This is a genomic window from Gordonia jacobaea (assembly GCF_001186365.1).
GTDB lineage: Bacteria > Actinomycetota > Actinomycetes > Mycobacteriales > Mycobacteriaceae > Gordonia > Gordonia jacobaea.
This window is the reverse complement of the sequence record NZ_LDTZ01000019.1, coordinates 1-18,269: the sequence shown is the minus strand read 5'-3', so window position 1 is coordinate 18,269 and position 18,269 is coordinate 1. Positions and strand designations below refer to the sequence as shown.

Sequence of the window (18,269 nt, the reverse complement as noted above, 5' to 3'; positions counted from 1 at the left end):
CCGTCACATCGTGGCAACAGCCGTTGGTAAGATCCTATTTGACTGATTTACCAACGGAGGTGCCATGAGCGTCAAGAGTCCCTACCCCGACGTCGAGATCCCGAATGTCAGCGTCTACGACTACCTGTTCGGCAGTATCGCCGACGACGATCTAGACCGCGTCGCGCTCGTCGACCCCAAGACCGACACGAAGACCACGTACCGCCAACTGATCGGCCAGATCAACGCCGCCGCAGGCGCTCTCGCGGCGCGCGGCATCGGCGTCGGCGATGTCGTCGGAATTCTGTCGCCGAACATTCCCGCGTTCGCCACCGTCTTCCACGGAGTGCTGCGCGCGGGTGCGACGGCCACGACGATCAACGCGCTGTTCACAGCACGTGAGATCGCCAAGCAGCTCACCGACTCCGGTGCCAAGATGCTCGTCACCATCTCGCCGATGGCCGCGCAGGCTCTCGAGGCCGCCAAAGAGGTCGGGATCGCCGACGACGCCGTCGTCATCCTCGACGGTGAGGGTGTCGAGGCGTCGGGACATCCCAACGCCGCCGACCTGCTCGGCCCTAATCTGCCGGCACCGGATGTCTCATTCGACCCGGCGACGCACGTCGCCGTCCTGCCCTACAGCTCGGGTACCACCGGAAACCCCAAGGGCGTCAAGCTTTCTCACACCAACCTCGTCGCCAACGTCGCGCAGATCGCCCCACTGCAGGGGATGGCGCGCGACGACGTGATCGTCGCGGTGCTTCCGTTCTTCCACATCTACGGCATGACCGTTCTGCTCAACGCCGCACTGCGCGCCCGCGCGAGCCTCGTCGTGATGGCCAAGTTCGATCTCGTCGAATTCTTGGAGAACATCCAGAATTACAAGGTCACCTACGCGTTCATCGCGCCGCCGGTCGCGGTGGCTCTCGCGAAGCATCCGATCATCGACAACTACGACCTCTCGTCGCTGCACACGATGCTCTCCGGTGCGGCGCCGCTCGACGACGAGCTCGGCAAGGCAGTCGCCAAGCGACTGAATCTGCACATGCTGCAGGGCTACGGCATGAGTGAGCTTTCGCCCGTCAGCCACCTCATCCCAGTCGACTCGCAGGCCGTGCTGGGGCTCGACGAGCCGCCGCTCTCGTCCGTCGGCTGGCCAATTCCGAACTCGGAGAACAAGATCGTCGACCCGGCAACGGGTGAAGAGTTCACGGTGCCGAGCGAGGGCTTGTCCGAGCCCGGCGAACTGTGGGTCCGCGGACCCAACGTGATGCTCGGATACCTCGACAACGAGCAGGCCACCAACGACACCATCGACGCCGACGGCTTCCTCCACACCGGCGACATGGCCCAGCTCGACGCCGACGGATCGGTCTACATCGTCGACCGCCTCAAGGAGCTCATCAAGTACAAGGGCTACCAGGTGCCGCCGGCCGAGCTCGAGGCGCTGCTGCTCACGCACCCGAAGATCGCCGACACGGCAGTCATCGGTGTCATCGAGGAGGAGTCCGGCGAGGAGATCCCGAAGGCTTTCGTCGTCAAGCAGTCCGATGTGGAGCTGACCGAAGCCGAGGTGATCGACTTCGTCGCCGCGAAGGTCGCGCCGCACAAGAAGGTGCGCGCCGTCGAGTTCATCGAGGTCATCCCGAAGTCGGCTTCCGGCAAGATCCTGCGCAAGGATCTGCGCAAGTAGCCACCCAGATCGCAAGGCAGCGGGCCGCTTTCGGATACTTCCGAGGGCGGCCCGCTCTTGTCGGTGACCCGTCGACCCCGTGTGGAGGCTCGGGTGAAGCCCCCGTGCAAAGCCTCGGTATGGAAAACTGACCCCTATGAGCAACGGCACCCTGATTCTCATGCGGCACGGCGAGAGCGAATGGAACGCGTCCAACCAGTTCACCGGTTGGGTCGACGTCGCGCTGACCGACAAGGGTCGAGCGGAGGCGACGCGCGCGGGCGAGCTGCTCGTCGAGCACGATCTGTTGCCGGACGTCCTCTACACCTCGCTCCTGCGACGCGCGATCACCACCGCGAACATCGCGCTCGACGCCGCCGACCGGATCTGGATTCCGGTCGTCCGCGACTGGCGTCTCAATGAGCGTCACTACGGCGCCCTGCAGGGTCTCAACAAGGCCGACACCCTCGCGAAGTTCGGCGAGGAGCAGTTCATGCTGTGGCGCCGCTCCTACGACACCCCGCCGCCGCCGATCGAACCCGACTCGGAGTACAGCCAGACGAATGATCCCCGGTACGCCGACCTCCCCGAGGTTCCGCTGACCGAGTGCCTCAAGGATGTCGTCGAGCGACTCATCCCGTACTTCGAATCCGACATCGCCGCCGATCTCAAGGCGGGTAAGACGGTGCTCATCGCCGCGCACGGCAACTCGCTTCGCGCGCTGGTCAAGTACCTCGACGGTATCTCCGACGCCGACATCGCCGCGCTCAACATCCCTACGGGTAACCCGCTGCGCTACGACCTCGACGACAACCTCAAACCGCTCAACCCCGGTGGCACGTACCTCGATCCCGAGGCTGCTGCCGCAGGTGCTGCGGCCGTCGCGGCGCAGGGTAAGAAGTAGTCCGTAACCCAATTGTCACGGGCGGGTTGCTGTGACCGCGGTTACATTGGTTGCATGGCCGATTCTGGAACCCTGCGCATAGTCCACTCGGCACCGCAGGAGAGGTACGAGGCGATCCTCACCGATCCCGAGTCCGATCCGCGCGACGTCGAACCCACCGATCGGCTGGTCGGGTACCTGGACTACGTGTCGGAGCCCTACCAGGTGATTCTGACTCACACGGTGATCCTCGACGCCTACTCGGGACGCGGGTACGCAGGCCAGCTCGTTCGGACCGTCCTCGACGACATCCGGTCGCAGGGCAAGCAGGTTGTGCCGGTCTGCTCGTACGTTCGTCACTACATCGACCAGCACCCCGAGTACGCCGACCTGGTGGCGTCGGTCACCTCTTGAATGCAAGCGACGGCGGTGTCACGTAATGCGGGTGGAACGGTGCGTGAACAGCGGTCGAACTGTCCTGCACTGAGTGTTCCTGCAGTTTGGTGGGCCGTAAGCTGACGTTGTGACCGGTGTATTCGTGGGCGGCGTGACAGTTGCCGTCGTCCTCGTGGCAGCCGTCCTCGTCGGATTCGCGCTCGGTCGTTTCTGGCGTCGTGACGCGATGTCACGCAGCGGGCTCGACAGCACCCGCGACGATGCGAACCACGCGACCAACGTTGCCGCCCCCGTCGTTCCCGAGATCGCCGACGATCAGCCCAGCTACGCGTTGACTCTCGCCGAGCGCCCGCGGGTGGTGCCCGAGAGCGCGGAGCTGCGCGAGACCGACGTACACGGTGTCACCGAGGACGGTCGGATGACCACCGCGGGACTGCTCGGACTGATCGTGCGAAACTCCGACACCGCGGTCGCGGTCGTCGACCAGTTCCGCGACGTCGTCCTCTACAACCATCGCGCCGTCGAATTGGCTCTCGTGCGCGACAGGCTGCTCGACGATTCGGTCTGGGAGGCGGCGAAAGAAGTCCTCGACACCGAGGCCGAGCGTCGTTTCGATTTCGAACCCCCCGCGTCGGCGTTGGGATTTCTCTCGACGGGACGTGCACGCGGCAAGACCGTCGAGTCCGTGAGCTGTATCGCGCGGCTGGTCCGTGAGGGCGAGGAGCGCTACGCCGTTGTCTACGGCGCCGACGACACCGAGCACCTGCGCGTCGAGGCGACCCGCCGCGACTTCGTCGCCAATGTGTCGCACGAACTGAAGACGCCCGTCGGTGCCATCAGCCTGCTCGCGGAGGCGCTGCTGGAGTCGTCAGACGACTCGGATTCGGTGCAGCACTTCGGTAATCGTGTGGTCGCCGAGGCCACGCGCATGGGCAACATGGTCACCGAACTGCTCGCACTATCGCGACTGCAAGAGGGCGAGACCGCCGACTTCTCACTCGTCGACATCGACACGCTGATCGACGACGCGATCGAATCAGCCGGTGTGGCTGCCGAAGCGGCGTCGATCTCACTGCGCGCCGACGCCCCGGCAGGCCTGACGGTGCGCGGCGACCGAATGCTGTTGTTGACGGCACTGAACAATCTGATCGTCAATGCCATCTCCTACTCACCGCCGCACACAACCGTCTCGGTGAGCAGGCGGGTGACCCGCCACGACGGACGGCCGATGGTGGCGATCGCCGTGACCGATCGGGGCATCGGGATCGCGCCGGCCGATCAGCAACGAGTCTTCGAGCGCTTCTTCCGCGTCGACAAGGCGCGGTCACGCAGTACCGGCGGCACCGGCTTGGGGCTCGCAATCGTCAAACACGTCGCCGCCAATCATGGTGGAGTCATCTCGCTCTGGAGTAAGCCAGGCACCGGCTCGACGTTCACGCTGTGCATTCCGCAGGACATGAGCACCGAGATCGGTTGGGGCGACGACGACACCGATGTGGCCGGCACCGGAATAGCCGGTACCGAAATAATCGAACCTACGGCAGCTGTAGCCGTGGTCCAGGGCGAGACGGTTCCGTCTGCGCCACTCGCACGACCGAAGGAAACCGACAGGTGACTCACGTTCTGATCGTCGAGGACGAGGAATCGCTGGCCGATCCGCTGGCATTCCTGTTGCGCAAGGAGGGATTCGAGGCCACCGTCGTCAACGACGGCGCTGCGGCACTCGGCACCTTCGATCGCGTCAGCCCCGACATCGTTCTGCTCGATCTGATGCTGCCCGGCATGTCCGGCACGGAGATCTGCAAGTCGTTGCGCACGCGGTCGAGCGTGCCGGTGATCATGGTGACCGCGCGCGACAGCGAGATCGACAAGGTCGTCGGACTCGAACTCGGTGCCGACGACTACGTCACCAAGCCGTACTCGGCGCGCGAGCTCATCGCCCGTATCCGTGCCGTGCTGCGTCGCGGTGGCGACGGAATCGACGACGACCTGGCCATCGGCATTCTGGAGGCAGGTCCTGTCCGGATGGACGTCGAGCGCCACATTGTCGCCGTCAACGGACAGCAGATCACGTTGCCGCTCAAGGAGTTCGACCTCCTCGAGTACCTCCTGCGCAACTCCGGCCGAGTGCTGACCCGCGGTCAGCTCATCGACCGTGTGTGGGGTGCGGACTACGTCGGCGACACCAAGACTCTCGATGTCCACGTGAAGCGGCTTCGCTCGAAGATCGAGCCCGACCCGGCCAGCCCGAAGCACCTCGTGACGGTCCGCGGACTCGGCTACAAACTCGAGCCCTGACTGTTCGACTCCCGGCTGTCCGGGTCGTGACTGTTGGAGTTCGGACTGTTGGAGTTCTGACCCGGCCAGAGCGTGGCCTGAGCCACCTGGTCGCCGCCTGATCGTTTTGCCTTGTACATCGCCGTGTCCGCCGACGCGACCAGCTCGAACACGTCGCTGGTCGGGGTGCCGGTGGCGACGCCGAGACTCGCCGACACGCCGAGATCGGTTTCCTGGCTGATTGTCTGCAGGACGCGGGCGGCGAGGCGCTCCGCATCGGTCTTCGTTGCACGCAACACCATCGCGAATTCGTCGCCGCCCAGTCTGACGATCAGTGTCTGCGTACCCGGGACCTGGCAACGTCGGAGTACATCCGCTACTGCGACGAGGACGTCGTCGCCTCGCTGGTGCCCGTAGATGTCGTTGACGGCCTTGAAGTTGTCGAGATCGACCGCGACGACCGTCCACGGGGTCGAGTCGGGTGATTCGATCTCGGCCTTCGCGACCTCCTGTCGAAGGCCGCGCCTGTTCAGCAATCCGGTCAGCGAGTCGACCGCCGACGCGTCAGCACTGGACCGGAACATGCTGTAGGCGATGCGCAGGAACGGCAGGACAAGCGCTGTCAGCAACAGGGCGATCAAGCCTTTGCTCATCGCGACCGGAAGCCATTGCAGGCCTTGAACAAAACCGCTTGCGACGACGGCAGTGACCACCACGGTGACCGCGAAGACGATATGGCAGATATTGGCTGCGGTGCTGTGGAAGAAGGCGATGTAGGCCCCTGTTGCCGCGAACAGCGGTGTCGCGGCAACGCCGAGCACGAGGTTGTGATGAGCGAAACATGCTGTCGCGACACCGATGTCGGCTGCGGCGATCAAAACCAACGATTCGAGATGCGACGGCCAGCGCCCGAAAAGCCACCGTGCCGCCCAGCAGATGCCGGCGACGGCCAGACCCGCCATCACGAGGTTGCCATACGGCCACAGCACGCCTGGGGGAGCGAGGGCGGCGAGCATCGCAGTCACCCCGATGGTGGCGCCGTCGATCGCTACCAGCCACCTGCTCCAGCGGAGCAGGCCGCGCGCGACGAGATAGGACACCAGCCACTCGTACTCGTCGGCCTTCAGTAACTGCCGAGCTGTATTTGGTATCCCAAATCGCATGCTCGGTAGTGTGCCCGATGCGCGGCGCCTCCGCGGCGGTTAACCCAGTTCCTCGTACTTGATGTCGGTCGTCCGGCGCGTGGTCGCCGCGGCTGTCGCCGGATGGACCGCGACGATCCCGAGGCCGTTGCGGCGTCGGCACGCCCGAGCCAACTCGTCGTATGCGGGCTTGCCGAGGAGTTCGGTCAGTTCCGGGGCGTAGGACTCGAAGACCTGCGTCGCGCCGACGTGGGCGTCGGGCGAACCCGAGCAATACCACTTGAGGTCGTGTCCGCCCTCGCCCCAGCCGCGACGGTCGAACTCGGTGATCGTGGTCTTGAGGACCTGCGTCCCGTCGGGGCGCTCCACCCAGTCCTGCTCGCGCCGGATCGGAAGTTGCCAGCACACATCGGGTTTCACGCTCCACGGCTCGATGCCCTTGCGCAGCGCCATGGCGTGTAGTGCACATCCGGGTCCGCGGTCGAAACCGGGACGATTGAGAAAGATGCACGCGCCCTTGTGAGTTCGCGTCTTGAGTGCGGGCTCGTCGTCGAGGTCTCCCTCTTCGAGATACCCCTTCTTGCCGAGGGGATCCTTGCCAGATCCCTTCTCGTAGAACTGCCAGTCGTCAGGGGTGAGCATGGCGACGCTCTTCGCGAGATGTTTTCGGTCGTCCTTGTCGGTCAGGTAGGCGCCGTGGCTGCAGCAGCCGTCGTCGGGTCGGCCGTCGATGATCCCCTGGCACGCCGGTGTTCCGAAGACACATGTCCAGTGCGACAACAGCCAGGTCAGGTCGGCGTTGATGAGGTGTTCTGGGTCCGCGGGATCGAAGAACTCATACCATTCGCGCGCGAAGTCGAGTGGTACCTCGGGAGCCGGTGAGATCTGTGCGGACGGGGTGGGGCTTGGCACGCGTTCACGGTAGTCGTATCGGCAGCGTGGCGTCTGATCGCGCCCGTGTGTTTCGCCACCCACGCAACATGGCGAATCGTCGAAGCACTACCGTGTATGCGTGCGTTTAGGAGTGCTCGACGTGGGCAGCAATACTGTCCACCTGCTCGTCGTCGATGCCCATCGCGGCGGCCATCCGACACCGATGAGCTCAACCAAGTCGGTTCTGCGGCTCGCCGAACAGATCGACGAGAAGGGCAGGCTCACCGAGCGCGGTGCCCGATCGCTGATCGACTCGGTCGACGAGTTCACCCACATCGCCGCCACGTCGGGGTGCGAGCAGACGATGGCGTTCGCGACGTCTGCGGTGCGCGATGCGACCAATTCCGAAGAAGTGCTCGACCGCGTCGAAGCCAAGACCGGTGTCCGAGTGACCGTGTTGAGCGGTCGCGACGAGGCGCGACTGACCTCGCTGGCCGTGCGACGCTGGTACGGCTGGAGCGCCGGTCGCATCCTCGCGCTCGACATCGGAGGTGGATCGCTCGAGATCTCCAACGGCGTCGACGAGGAGCCCGACGTCGCGTTGAGCCTGCCGCTTGGCGCCGGCAGGTTGACCCGCGAGTGGCTGCCCGACGATCCGCCGGACCGTCGACGTATCGGCGTGCTGCGCGACTGGCTCGATGCCGAGCTCAGAGATCCCGCGCGCGAACTGCGTGCCGCGGGCAAACCCGACATCGCGGTTGCGACGTCGAAGACGTTCCGCTCGCTCGCGCGTCTGACCGGCGCGGCGCCGTCGGGAGCCGGGTTGCGGGTCAAGCGTCAACTCACCGCGAGCGGGCTGCGCCAGTTGATCGCCTTCATCTCGCGGATGACCCGCGACGACCGCGCAGAACTCGAGGGCGTCAGCGCCGATCGTGCTGGTCAACTCGTTGCGGGCGCGCTCGTCGCGGAGGCGGCGATGCGGGCGCTGTCGGTCGATACACTGGAGATCTGTCCGTGGGCCTTGCGCGAGGGCGTGATCCTGCGTCGTCTCGACACCGAGCTGGCGGACAACCAAGAACAGATCGGGACGACCCCCACTGAAGCGACCCGCACAGGGTCGGCGGGTTCGACACCGGCAACCCAGGGCCTGCGCTAGGCGGCCTGAGGAGGAGAGCGAGTTTCGATGGCCAAGCAACCGGGGTCACCCACGGGCGGATCGGACGACTCGGCGTCGGAGTCGAGGCCCATCTCCGTGTCGGAACTGCTCGCACGTCGCGACGCCGCCATCGCCGACGAGGAACGCACGAAGCGCCTCACCGAAACCCGTGGCAGGCGCCGTGCCGGGCGCGACGGAGCCGTCTCGGTGTCTGAGCTCACCGGCGAGATCCCGCGAATCACCGACGCGCCCAGGAGCGAAGCCCCGAAGACCAGCGCACCGAAGACCCAGGCTCCAAAGACTCAGGCACCGAAGACCGACACCCCGGCGGCCGGCGCCCCGAATGCCTGGGAGTCGCCTGACTCCGCGCCGCATTTCCCGCGGTCGAGCAGCCCGGTCCCGCGACGTGCGACCGACCGCCGACCGCTCCAGGATTCCGCCGACCCCGCCGGCGCGTCGACCGGATTCGACCGCGGCGTCTACGACGCTCCGCCGCAGACGCGCGACTTCAGTTCCGCCGCCATCGCCGAGCGGGCATCGCGCAGCACGTCCGACGCTGAACCTGTCAGCGACGAGCACGCGAACGCTGTCACCGGAATCATCCCGATCGTCGGCGACGACGACACCGCCGACGGCGTGCGGCTCGTCGAGGCCGACGACGTCGACGTCGTAGAACTCGATGCGCCGCCGCCCGCGCGAACCGGCAGGTTCGCAGACGTCATCGACGACGACTTCGACGCATACCGGTCGTTCGCCGAATACGACGATGACGACGAGAAGAGTGCGTCGTCGAAGAAGCGCGCGGCCCGACGCTCCGGCGACAAACCCAAGCGCAAGCGCGGGTGGTTCGGGCGCAAGGCCGCCGCGCGGGACGACCGCACCGACGTCGAGTCCGACTCACTCGTCGACGACGATCGCCACACCTCCGGCGCCGCGTTCGTGGAGGAGACCACGGCCATCGGGATCGTCGGGGAGCCACGCGGCGTGACCCCCGACGCCGAGCGATCCGGTGACGCCGAGACATTGAGTGACGTCGAACGACCCAGTGACGCAAATGCTTACGACGACTCAGGCAAGTTCGACGCAGGCAAGTTCGACGGCGACCGCGCGTACGGCTACTCGTCGTTCGACAGCGTCCGCGAGGATGACGACGAGCGTGACGCCCGTGAGCACGCCGATCGCGATGCGGCCGAGGCGCTCGAATCAGACTCACCCGAGGCTGCGACGACAGGCTTGACCGGAGTCGGCGCCGCCGCGGTCGCGGCCGCAGTCGGCACGAGCCCAGCGGACAAGAGCCCTGCGGACAGGAGTCCTGCGGACAAGAACCCAGCGGACGCGAGCGCAGCGGACAAGAGCGCGGTAGACGAGAAGGAAACGGACAGCGCGGCGGCGCCCCTAACCCCGACGTCCGAAGCCCCCAAATCCAAAACCCCCACGTCGAAAGCGGCAACGTCCAAGGACGCGCGGCCCGGCGACTCCGACGACGGGGACGGCCGTTCGCCGGCGAAGGCGTGGCTGTTGGTCATCGGCGAGGCGATCCTCGGGCTGGCGGTCGGTGTCGGATTGTTCTGGGGATTCACCGAGCTCTGGCGCTGGAACGTCTACTTCGCGCTGGTGTTGGCGGTGCTGGTGATCTTCGGCATCGTCTCGTTCACCCACGCCGTGCGGCACTCCCGCGACCTGTTCACCACGTTGCTGGCCCTGGGTGTCGGACTGATCGTGACCATCGGTCCGTTGGTGTTGCTCGCGACGTGAGGATCTGATGGTCACTCCTGTAGCCGACATCCCCATCGGGCTGTCGACGGCGTCGGTCTATCCGCAGAACACCGAGGCGGCCTTCGCGTACGCGGCTGAGCTGGGTTTCGACGGCGTCGAACTCATGGTGTGGGGTGAGGCTGTCAGCCAGGACATCTCTCACGTCGAGTACCTGTCCGAGCGATATCAGGTTCCGGTGCTGTCGATCCACGCGCCGTGCCTGCTCATCTCGCAGCGCGTATGGGGTCGCGATCCGCAGGCCAAGCTGGCGCGTGCGGTGTCGGCGGCGGAGGATCTCGGAGCGCCGACCGTCGTCGTACATCCGCCTTTCCGCTGGCAGCGGGCGTACACCGCAGCATTCGACGACCTCGTGACGGAACTCGAGGAGAACAGCGGCGTCGACGTCGCGGTGGAGAACATGTTCCCGATGCGCGCCGACCGGCTCTTCGGCGCGGGTAAGCGCTCGGCGCAGCGGTTGAACGCACGTGGGGGAGGGCCGGGTCGCGCGGCATCGGCGTTCGGGAAGTCCACCGACCCCACCGACGACGGGTACGCGCACTACACCCTCGACCTCTCGCATACCGCGACGGCCGGGGTTGACGCGGTCGATCTGTTCGAGCGTATGGGGCCGGCGCTGAGCCATCTCCACCTCGCCGACGGCAGCGGTGCGGCAACCGACGAGCATCTGATCCCGGGCGACGGATCGCAACCCTGCGTCGAGGTGTGCCGACGCCTTGCCGCGAGCGACTTCGCCGGGGCTGTTGTGCTCGAGGTCAGCACGGGATCGGCACGCACCAAACCCGAACGCGCAGCCCTCCTCGGGCGCGCCCTCGACTTCGCGCGAACCAACCTTCGACGCGATCCCGTCCGCACTGCACCGATCCAGGAGACCGAAACCGAATGAGCGACAAGATCGCTGGGCTGTTGACCCTGCGTCCCACCGAGGGCCCCGGCGATGTGAATTACCGCGCGAGTATCGACCCGACGTTCACGATCGGACCCAAGGTGCACGGCGGCACGATGCAGATGCTGGTCGCCCGAGCGGCGCGGCACGCATACGACGAGCTCGTCGGCTCAGACGAGTCGATGCCGTCGGCAGCCGACCTCGTGCCCGTCGCCATCGCCAGCGACTACCTCGCCGCGCCCGATCCCGCCGACGTCGATCTCGCGGTCACGCTGCGCAAACGCGGTCGCACCGTCACCCTGCTGACCGTCGACCTCGCGCAGAACGGACGACTGATGGTGTCGTCGTCGGTCACCCTCGCGCGACCCGACAGCGGCACGCCCCATCACTCGGCACCGTCGGTGCTCGACGACCTGCCCGTCGATCCGCAGCCCGGCGGCATCTCCATCGACGGCTCGCCGGTCGGTGAGGTCATGCACCTCGGGGCAGCACTCGACCTGGTGCTCGATCCGACGAGCTTCCCCGTCGCGCGCGGTGAGACCGGTGAGCCGGTCGTGCGCGGGTGGACGCGTCCGAAGAACGCCGAGCCCGACGTCGATTTCGCCGTGCTGGTCTGCGACATCTCGCCGCCGGTGGTGATGAACCTCGCGCTCTTCGGGTGGGCGCCGACCGTCCAGCTCACCACCTATGTCCGACGACATCCCGCGCCGGGTTGGCTGCGGTTCGCGGCGTCGAGTACCGAGGTAGGACCCGGAATGTTCGAGGAGGACCACCTCGTGGTGGACTCGACGGGCACCGTGGTCGCGCAGTCGCGTCAGCTCGCGCTGATCCCGCAGCGGCAGAGCTGATACGAACCCGGCTGACCCGAATTCCGCTGACCACAGATGTCACGGCTGAGAAGAAAGGCACCACGACGTGAGTGAACGGATCGCCGTCATCGGCGGCGGCAAGATCGGCGAGGCGCTCCTTGCCGGACTCATCGCAGCGGGTCACCAGCCCAAGAACCTGGCCGTGGCCGAGCCCAACGAGGGACGCGCCCGCGAGCTCTCCGAGGAGTACGGCGTACTGGTCACCGATATCCCCACCGCGGTCGAGGGCTCCCAATACGTCTTCATCGCGGTGAAACCCGACATCGTCGACGCCGTGCTGCGCCAACTCGCGCGGGTCGACGACGACGGCGAATCCGAGCGCGTCACCATCAGCCTCGCGGCGGGAGTGCCGATCGCCCGCTACGAGAACGCGCTGCCCGCAGGCGTGCCGGTCGTGCGGGTCATGCCGAATACGCCGATGCTCGTGAACGAAGCGATGTCGGCGGTCGCGCCGGGGCGCCACGTCGACCCAGAGCAGCTCACCGCGGTCGTCGGGCTGCTCGAGAGCGTCGGCAAGGTCATCGTCGTCCCGGAGAAGCAGATGGATGCGGTCACCGCGATCTCGGGCTCCGGACCCGCCTACGTGTTCCTCCTCGCCGAATCGATGATCGACGCAGGCGTTGCGCTCGGCCTCACCCGCGCGCAGGCGAGCGAATTGGCAGTGCAGACGATCCGCGGGTCGGGGATCCTGATGAGCGACTCCGGGGTCTCTCCGGTCGACCTGCGCGCAGCCGTGACATCGCCCGGTGGAACCACCGCGGCCGCGATCCGCGTGCTCGAGGAAAACGGTGCGCGAGCAGCGATGTATCGGGCCACGGAGGCGTGTGCGCAAGCCAGTGCGCGCGCGGGACGTCGACCCGACGTTGAGGGTTTGGGAGGCTGAACAGCCGACCACGTCGGGTGTCGGCTCCCAATATTTGGGGCTTCTACCGGCCAAAACCCCAGCATGTTGTGGTCGAGGGCCAGAAATGCCGCCGATCCAGGCCACTTACGTCGCTTTTTTCACATCTGCCACGCTAAGCTGCTTTAAGCACGTGCGTGTCTGGTGTCCGCCGGAGGGGAAGCCGGCGGCCGCGACGCGTGCTCCGGAGGTATGAGTAACTCATGGCAGCAGAGACTCCTGGTGACAGGTCAGGTGCGGTCAGCAACGCGGCTTCAGGGTCGCAGTTCTTGACCGTGGCCGAGGTCGCATCGTTGATGCGCGTCTCGAAGATGACCGTTTATCGCCTCGTCCACAGTGGGGAACTCCCCGCCGTGCGCGTGGGTCGTTCCTTCCGTGTGCACGCCAAGGCTGTGCATGACTACCTGGAGACGTCCTACTTCGACGCCGGTTAGTCCGACCGCGAACTACGAGGCAACTCCTGCCGAACGCGCGCAGCGCGCCGTCGGCAGGAGTTGTGGTGTTCACCAGAGGTCCCCTGATTTTTCTCTTTGCGACCTCGACCGGTAGTGTTGATGATCGCGTAGCTGATCTCGCCGCAAGGTTCCGGCGGGCAGGCCTCACCACCCAAGTGTGAGTGTCGACGACAGCGTGCCGTGAAACCGCGTGAGACCGTGTGAGTAAGGAAGTGCCCCGATGGGTTCAGTGATCAAGAAGCGCCGCAAGCGCATGTCGAAGAAGAAGCACCGCAAGCTTCTGCGTCGTACCCGCGTGCAGCGTCGCAAACTCGGTAAGTGAGCGCTCGCGCCGAGTAAGTCGGCGCGGATTCGCTCCACCGATACGTTCGCGGTCATCTCGACCGCGCGCCAAAAGAACCCGCCTGAGTGCGGGTTCTTTTTCGTCGGGCTAGCCTTGCGTTCATGCCCGATGGTTCTCAATCCGACGTCCAACAGGTTCCGCGCACGGTGCTGGTCACCGGGGCGTCGACCTTTCTCGGTGGATACCTCGTCGCCGCACTGGCGGCCAATCCCGACGTCGAGCGGGTCCTCGCAGTCGACTCACGGGTGCCGCGCAAGGACCTGATGCGGCGAATGGGGCGCGCAGAGTTCCTGCGCCTCGACATCCGCAGGCCCGCGATAGCGAAGGCGATCTCGCACTACGAGGTCGACACCGTTGTGCACGCCGCGACGTCGATCATGGAGACCGCTCCGCACTCCGCGGCCATCAAGGAGTTCAATCTCCTCGGCGCGATGCAGGTGTGCGGTGCGTGTCAGCGAAGCCCCTCGGTCAAACGGCTCATCCTGCGTTCGACGGCGATGGTCTACGGTGCGAGCCCCCGCGACCCCGCCTACTTCACCGAGGAGACGCCCGCTAAGCGTGAACCCCGTCGCGGCTACGGACGCGACATGCTCGACGTCGAGGGGTACGTGCGCGGACTCGCGCGACGACGCCAGGACATCGACGTGACGACGATGCGACTGCAGGCCATGCTCGGTCCTCGAATCAACACCAGGATGAGTTCCTATCTTTCGCTCCCGGTGGTTCCGACTGTCATCGGCTATCAACCACGTCTGCAATTTCTGCATGAAGAGGACGCACTCGCAGCAATGGAACACGTGACGCTGCGTGGGCGGCCGGGAACTTTCAACATCGCAGGCGACGGAGTGGTGACGTTGACGCAGGCCATTCGACGCGTCGGACACGTGGAACTGCCCGTGGTGAGCGGTCTGCTCGCGCCGATCACCGGGGTGATGCAGAATCTTCGCTCAGCTCGTCTGCGGTCGTCGCAGACCGAATTCCTTACGTACGGAAGGGTTCTCGACACAACGAGGATGCGCACCGAGCTCGGATTCGCGCCCCGGTACTCAACGTCGGAGACGCTCGACGACTTCGTCGACCGCAGTGGTGTGACTCCTGTGATCGCGCCGGATACGTGGCGAAAAGCGGAACGACAAGTCGTATCGGCGGCGCATCGGCTTGCCTGAACAATTCGCGCACAAATCGCACAGACTGTCTGTTTTTGGCGTCAATTTGAATCCCCAATTTGACGCATTCAATGACAATGCAAATACGGCGGCGGAACGTGCACTATCAGGGACGAACCCGTAAACTCGGGCGTCAGGCCCGGTGCGTCGACGCAGCGACACCAGGCACCCCCCTCCCGTTCTTCTGCGTCATACCCGTTGGGGGTGGAACGCCTTGTCGAATCACGTGACGTCTTCTGGTGATGCACGGACGGCAAAGGTGATCCAGTTGTACGCAAGCTCCGGTGTGGGCAACTCCAGGGCGGGCCTCGAAGCGTCTCGTCGCGATCAGCCGGGAGTCACGCGCGATGGCGGCCGCGGTCGCCACCCGAGCCAGCAGGCAACGGCGCCGTCGAGTATCGGCCACCCCAATACCGACGGCTTCGGCCGGCCGCCCGCTGCGGTCACCCCCATCAACGACGACGTCGCGCTCGAGACCGACGCCCTCGGCGTCGAGCAGCGTGGACCTGCGCGCAGCCCGTTGTTCAGTCTCGGTGGTATCCGTGGTGCAGTTGCTGATTCACTTACTGCCACAGCGGGTTTCATTCGTGAGCGGATGACCGGCGACTACGAGATCGACGACTTCGGCTTCGACCCGCACTTCACCGAGTCGGTCTGGTTCCCCGCGATCCGCCAGGTGTACGAGAAGTGGTTCCGTGTCGAGGTGACCGGTGTGGAGAACCTGCCGCTCACAGGTGGCGCTCTGCTCGTCGCCAACCATGCCGGTGCGTTGCCCATCGACGCGCTGATGACCAGCCTCGCCTTGCACGACAATCACCCAACCGGTCGGCATCTGCGAATCCTCGCCGCCGACATGGCTTTTGACACACCAGCGGTCAGCGAGGTGGCCCGCCGTATCGGCGCGACCCTCGCATGCACCAACGACGCCGACCGCCTGTTGCGAGCGGGCGAACTCACCGCGGTGTGGCCCGAGGGCTACAAGGGGATCGGAAAGCTCTACAAGGATCGGTACAAGCTCGCGCGATTCGGTCGCGGAGGCTTCGTGACGACGGCGCTGCGCAACGCCAGCCCGATCATCCCGGTGTCGATCGTCGGGTCGGAGGAGATCTACCCGATGCTCGCCGACCTCAAGCCGATCGCCCGCATCCTCGGGCTGCCGTACCTGCCCATCACGCCGACGTTCCCACTGCTCGGACCGCTGGGTCTGGTGCCGCTGCCGTCGAAGTGGCATATCCACTTCGGCCGTCCCATCGAGACGGGCGGCTACGACGAGTCGTCCGCCGACGACCCCATGGTTGTCTTCGACCTCACCGACCATGTCCGCGAAGAGATTCAGCAGACACTGTTCCGCATGCTCAGCCGTCGGGGGAGCGTGTACTTCGGCTGAGTGGCAGCGAGCGGTGGGCGATACTCTCAGGGCGTGAGTTTCGACGCCGACTTGGGCCCCATCAATTTCATTGTCGTGAGTTTTCCGTCGGCGCCCGTGCCGTCGGCCGGCTTCGCGGTGCTGACCGACCTGGTTGCTGCGGGTCGGGTCAACGTTCTCGACACGGAGTTCGTCAGCCGCGACGCCGACGGCAAGGTGCAGCGACTCGACGCCGCGAGCGTCGGCCTCGACGAATTCTCGGGTGCCGACTCGCACCTGATCGATGACGACGACGTCGCTGCTGCCGCGGAATCGCTCGCCGCAGGCGAGGTCGCCGCCATCGTGGTCTACGAGGAGCTATCGTTCCTCCCCGTCATCGGCGCGTGGGGTGCCGACGGCGGAACCGTGCTCACCGAGGGGCCGGTCCTCGTCGACGACCTGATCGACGCTCTCGACGCCACTGACGCTCTCGAAGGGAACTGATCATGAGCCTGATTCGCACAGCGGGCCGCGCGGCCGTCGCCAGCTCGGTGCACGGCCGGGTGCAGCGTCGGCAACAGGACAGGTGGGCCGCGCAGGCAGCATCGCAGCAGGCGCACGCCGCGCAGCAGCCGGTTGCGCAGCCTGTTGCCCCACAGCCGGTTGCCCAGCCTGTTGCTGCGCCGGCCGCTCAGCCGGTTGCCGCAGATCCGAAGTCGCAACTCATGAATGCGCTCACGTCGCTGCGGTCGGCGGGCGTCGTCACCGATACCGAGTTCGCCGAGATCTCGTCGCGCATCTTCTCCTGACGAGGCTCTGGCGGCTGCGACGGGCTTGTCCCGTCCGGACTTGTTCTCGCTTGGCCGGACCCAGGGCAGGGAGCCGCGTCACAGCGTCGGCGTATTGTGCGGTAGAACGTTACAACGAGTGTTGGAACATCGCACGAGAGGAAGCCGATGCGGGCAGTGGTGTGTCACGAGGGCAAGCTGAGTGTCGAGGAGATCGAGAAGCCGCAGCCAGGTCCAGGTCAGGTGTTGTTGAAGGTGCGGCGCACCGGGATCTGCGGCTCTGATCTGCACGCGCGCACGCACGGTGACGACACCGCCGATGTCACCGCCGAGGTCGGCTACGACCGCTTCATGCGCTCGACAGATCACGTCGTGATGGGCCACGAATTCATCGGCGAGATCGCCGAGTACGGCCCCAAGTGCCGCAAGAAGTGGGCGCCGGGAACCCTGGTCGCCGCACTACCGATCATCAAGCACGGCGAGACCGAGCACCTCGTCGGACTCAGCGCCGACGCCCCCGGTGCCTACGCCGAGTACGTCGTCGTCTCCGAGGACATGACGATGCCCGTGCCCGACGGCGTGCCACTCGACCACGCCGCCCTGACCGAACCGCTGTCGGTTGCCGTGCACGCGGTCAACCGCGGTGACGTGAGCAAGCGCGACGTCGCGGTCGTGGTGGGCTGCGGACCTATTGGGCTGTCGGTGATCCTGGTTCTCAAGGCCAAGGGCGTCAAGACCGTCATCGCCTCCGACCTGTCGGCGGGTCGTCGAGATCTTGCCCGACGCTGCGGCGCCGACATCGTCGTCGACCCGACTGTCGACTCCCCGTGGGACATCGCCGCCAAGAAGGGCGAATACCTCACGCGCACAGGGCAATTGCTCGGCACCGCGTTCGACGCCATGCACATCCTGCGCCGCATCTACGGCCTGCCGTGGTGGAAGGCAATCGAACTCGGCGACAAGGTCGGCGCCACCCCGAAGGGGCCGGTCGTGTTCGAGTGCGTCGGCGTGCCGGGAATGATCGAGAACATCGTGTCGGGCGTGCCGCTGCGGACGCGCATCGTCGTGGTCGGCGTGTGCATGGAGTCCGACCGCTTCCGACCCGCGATGGCGATCAACAAAGAACTCGACCTGCGCTTTGTGATCTACTACGACCCCGCCGAGTTCCGCACCGCGCTGCACCTCATCGCCGACGGCAAGGTCGACGTGACGCCACTGGTCACCGGCATCATCGGATTCGACGCAGTCGCAGACGTTTTCGAGATCCTCGGCGGCGCGGAGCACCACGCGAAGGTGCTCATCGACCCGTCGAGCCCCGTCGCGGGGCTCTGAGGCCGGCGGGGCCGGCAGGCCGGCGGGAGGTTT

19 protein-coding genes are annotated in these 18,269 nt (G+C 65.9%); 17 read left to right on the top strand and 2 right to left on the bottom strand.

All coding sequences use genetic code 11. The features are described from left to right. Positions 1-64: 64 nt before the first annotated feature. The 5 genes from ABW18_RS15245 (at position 65) to ABW18_RS15225 (ending at position 5,228) form a co-directional block, all read left to right on the top strand. Positions 65-1,672 (top strand): AMP-binding protein, encoded by a 1,608-nt coding sequence (locus ABW18_RS15245; RefSeq protein ID WP_049699852.1) that lies wholly within the window; start codon positions 65-67, stop codon positions 1,670-1,672. A 136-nt stretch (positions 1,673-1,808) separates the two neighbouring features. Beyond that, the gene (locus tag ABW18_RS15240) at positions 1,809-2,555 is read left to right on the top strand and encodes a phosphoglyceromutase (protein ID WP_049699851.1); all 747 of its coding nucleotides are present in this window, start codon (positions 1,809-1,811) and stop codon (positions 2,553-2,555) included. Between the two features lie 54 nt (positions 2,556-2,609). Next, entirely contained in the window at positions 2,610-2,948 is a 339-nt protein-coding gene (locus tag ABW18_RS15235; protein WP_049699850.1) for a GNAT family N-acetyltransferase, read from the top strand. Between the two features lie 109 nt (positions 2,949-3,057). Next, positions 3,058-4,545 carry a sensor histidine kinase gene (locus ABW18_RS15230; protein WP_049699849.1) on the top strand — a complete coding sequence of 496 codons (1,488 nt, stop codon included), beginning with the start codon at positions 3,058-3,060 and terminating at the stop codon, positions 4,543-4,545. Further along, the gene (locus ABW18_RS15225) at positions 4,542-5,228 is read left to right on the top strand and encodes a response regulator transcription factor (protein ID WP_049699848.1); all 687 of its coding nucleotides are present in this window, start codon (positions 4,542-4,544) and stop codon (positions 5,226-5,228) included. The genes ABW18_RS15230 and ABW18_RS15225 overlap by 4 nt, the downstream gene beginning before the upstream one ends. Here the strand turns inward: ABW18_RS15225 and ABW18_RS15220 are convergent. Beyond that, positions 5,210-6,370 (bottom strand): GGDEF domain-containing protein, encoded by a 1,161-nt coding sequence (locus tag ABW18_RS15220; protein ID WP_049699847.1) that lies wholly within the window; start codon positions 6,368-6,370, stop codon positions 5,210-5,212. The two genes, ABW18_RS15225 and ABW18_RS15220, sit on opposite strands and share 19 nt — an antisense overlap. A gap of 39 nt (positions 6,371-6,409) precedes the next feature. Further along, a complete protein-coding gene (locus ABW18_RS15215) occupies positions 6,410-7,234 on the bottom strand; it encodes a DUF3109 family protein (protein WP_416259124.1) in 825 nt (274 codons plus the stop codon). A gap of 127 nt (positions 7,235-7,361) precedes the next feature. On the opposite strand from ABW18_RS15215, the gene ABW18_RS15210 reads away from it, so the two are divergent. The 12 genes from ABW18_RS15210 (at position 7,362) to ABW18_RS15160 (ending at position 18,236) form a co-directional block, all read left to right on the top strand. Next, positions 7,362-8,378 carry a Ppx/GppA family phosphatase gene (locus ABW18_RS15210; protein ID WP_049699846.1) on the top strand — a complete coding sequence of 339 codons (1,017 nt, stop codon included), beginning with the start codon at positions 7,362-7,364 and terminating at the stop codon, positions 8,376-8,378. 27 nt (positions 8,379-8,405) lie between these two features. Next, on the top strand, positions 8,406-10,133 hold the full coding sequence (locus tag ABW18_RS15205) for a hypothetical protein (protein ID WP_049699845.1): 1,728 nt from the start codon (positions 8,406-8,408) through the stop codon (positions 10,131-10,133). A 7-nt stretch (positions 10,134-10,140) separates the two neighbouring features. Further along, positions 10,141-11,037, top strand: a complete 897-nt coding sequence (locus ABW18_RS15200) for a sugar phosphate isomerase/epimerase family protein (protein WP_049699844.1) — start codon at positions 10,141-10,143, stop codon at positions 11,035-11,037. After that, the gene (locus ABW18_RS15195) at positions 11,034-11,885 is read left to right on the top strand and encodes a thioesterase family protein (protein ID WP_049699843.1); all 852 of its coding nucleotides are present in this window, start codon (positions 11,034-11,036) and stop codon (positions 11,883-11,885) included. The genes ABW18_RS15200 and ABW18_RS15195 overlap by 4 nt, the downstream gene beginning before the upstream one ends. Positions 11,886-11,952: 67 nt before the next feature. After that, positions 11,953-12,789 (top strand): pyrroline-5-carboxylate reductase, encoded by an 837-nt coding sequence (gene proC, locus ABW18_RS15190; RefSeq protein WP_049699842.1) that lies wholly within the window; start codon positions 11,953-11,955, stop codon positions 12,787-12,789. Between the two features lie 221 nt (positions 12,790-13,010). Beyond that, entirely contained in the window at positions 13,011-13,241 is a 231-nt protein-coding gene (locus ABW18_RS15185; protein WP_005204681.1) for a helix-turn-helix domain-containing protein, read from the top strand. Between the two features lie 241 nt (positions 13,242-13,482). Next, positions 13,483-13,584 (top strand): 30S ribosomal protein bS22, encoded by a 102-nt coding sequence (locus ABW18_RS22495; RefSeq protein ID WP_003402602.1) that lies wholly within the window; start codon positions 13,483-13,485, stop codon positions 13,582-13,584. Between the two features lie 122 nt (positions 13,585-13,706). Beyond that, positions 13,707-14,771 (top strand): NAD-dependent epimerase/dehydratase family protein, encoded by a 1,065-nt coding sequence (locus ABW18_RS15180; RefSeq protein WP_049699841.1) that lies wholly within the window; start codon positions 13,707-13,709, stop codon positions 14,769-14,771. Positions 14,772-14,985: 214 nt separating this feature from the next. Continuing rightward, positions 14,986-16,158, top strand: a complete 1,173-nt coding sequence (locus ABW18_RS15175; RefSeq protein WP_049699840.1) for a lysophospholipid acyltransferase family protein — start codon at positions 14,986-14,988, stop codon at positions 16,156-16,158. A gap of 33 nt (positions 16,159-16,191) precedes the next feature. Beyond that, the gene (locus tag ABW18_RS15170) at positions 16,192-16,620 is read left to right on the top strand and encodes a DUF6325 family protein (RefSeq protein ID WP_049700076.1); all 429 of its coding nucleotides are present in this window, start codon (positions 16,192-16,194) and stop codon (positions 16,618-16,620) included. A 2-nt stretch (positions 16,621-16,622) separates the two neighbouring features. Beyond that, positions 16,623-16,925 carry a hypothetical protein gene (locus ABW18_RS15165; RefSeq protein WP_049699839.1) on the top strand — a complete coding sequence of 101 codons (303 nt, stop codon included), beginning with the start codon at positions 16,623-16,625 and terminating at the stop codon, positions 16,923-16,925. A gap of 147 nt (positions 16,926-17,072) precedes the next feature. Further along, positions 17,073-18,236 carry a zinc-binding dehydrogenase gene (locus ABW18_RS15160; protein ID WP_049699838.1) on the top strand — a complete coding sequence of 388 codons (1,164 nt, stop codon included), beginning with the start codon at positions 17,073-17,075 and terminating at the stop codon, positions 18,234-18,236. Positions 18,237-18,269: the final 33 nt, after the last annotated feature.

Excerpts from the sequence above, each read along its gene's own strand:
- ABW18_RS15245 (WP_049699852.1), top strand. The coding sequence starts at position 65 with ATGAGCGTCAAGAGTCCCTACCCCGACGTCGAGATCCCGAATGTCAGC.
- ABW18_RS15220 (WP_049699847.1), bottom strand. The coding sequence starts at position 6,370 with ATGCGATTTGGGATACCAAATACAGCTCGGCAGTTACTGAAGGCCGAC.
- ABW18_RS15180 (WP_049699841.1), top strand. The coding sequence starts at position 13,707 with ATGCCCGATGGTTCTCAATCCGACGTCCAACAGGTTCCGCGCACGGTG.
- ABW18_RS15235 (WP_049699850.1), top strand. The coding sequence starts at position 2,610 with ATGGCCGATTCTGGAACCCTGCGCATAGTCCACTCGGCACCGCAGGAG.
- ABW18_RS15165 (WP_049699839.1), top strand. The coding sequence starts at position 16,623 with ATGAGCCTGATTCGCACAGCGGGCCGCGCGGCCGTCGCCAGCTCGGTG.
- ABW18_RS15205 (WP_049699845.1), top strand. The coding sequence starts at position 8,406 with ATGGCCAAGCAACCGGGGTCACCCACGGGCGGATCGGACGACTCGGCG.
- ABW18_RS15200 (WP_049699844.1), top strand. The coding sequence starts at position 10,141 with ATGGTCACTCCTGTAGCCGACATCCCCATCGGGCTGTCGACGGCGTCG.
- ABW18_RS22495 (WP_003402602.1), top strand. The coding sequence starts at position 13,483 with ATGGGTTCAGTGATCAAGAAGCGCCGCAAGCGCATGTCGAAGAAGAAG.
- ABW18_RS15195 (WP_049699843.1), top strand. The coding sequence starts at position 11,034 with ATGAGCGACAAGATCGCTGGGCTGTTGACCCTGCGTCCCACCGAGGGC.
- ABW18_RS15185 (WP_005204681.1), top strand. The coding sequence starts at position 13,011 with ATGGCAGCAGAGACTCCTGGTGACAGGTCAGGTGCGGTCAGCAACGCG.
- ABW18_RS15160 (WP_049699838.1), top strand. The coding sequence starts at position 17,073 with ATGCGGGCAGTGGTGTGTCACGAGGGCAAGCTGAGTGTCGAGGAGATC.
- ABW18_RS15240 (WP_049699851.1), top strand. The coding sequence starts at position 1,809 with ATGAGCAACGGCACCCTGATTCTCATGCGGCACGGCGAGAGCGAATGG.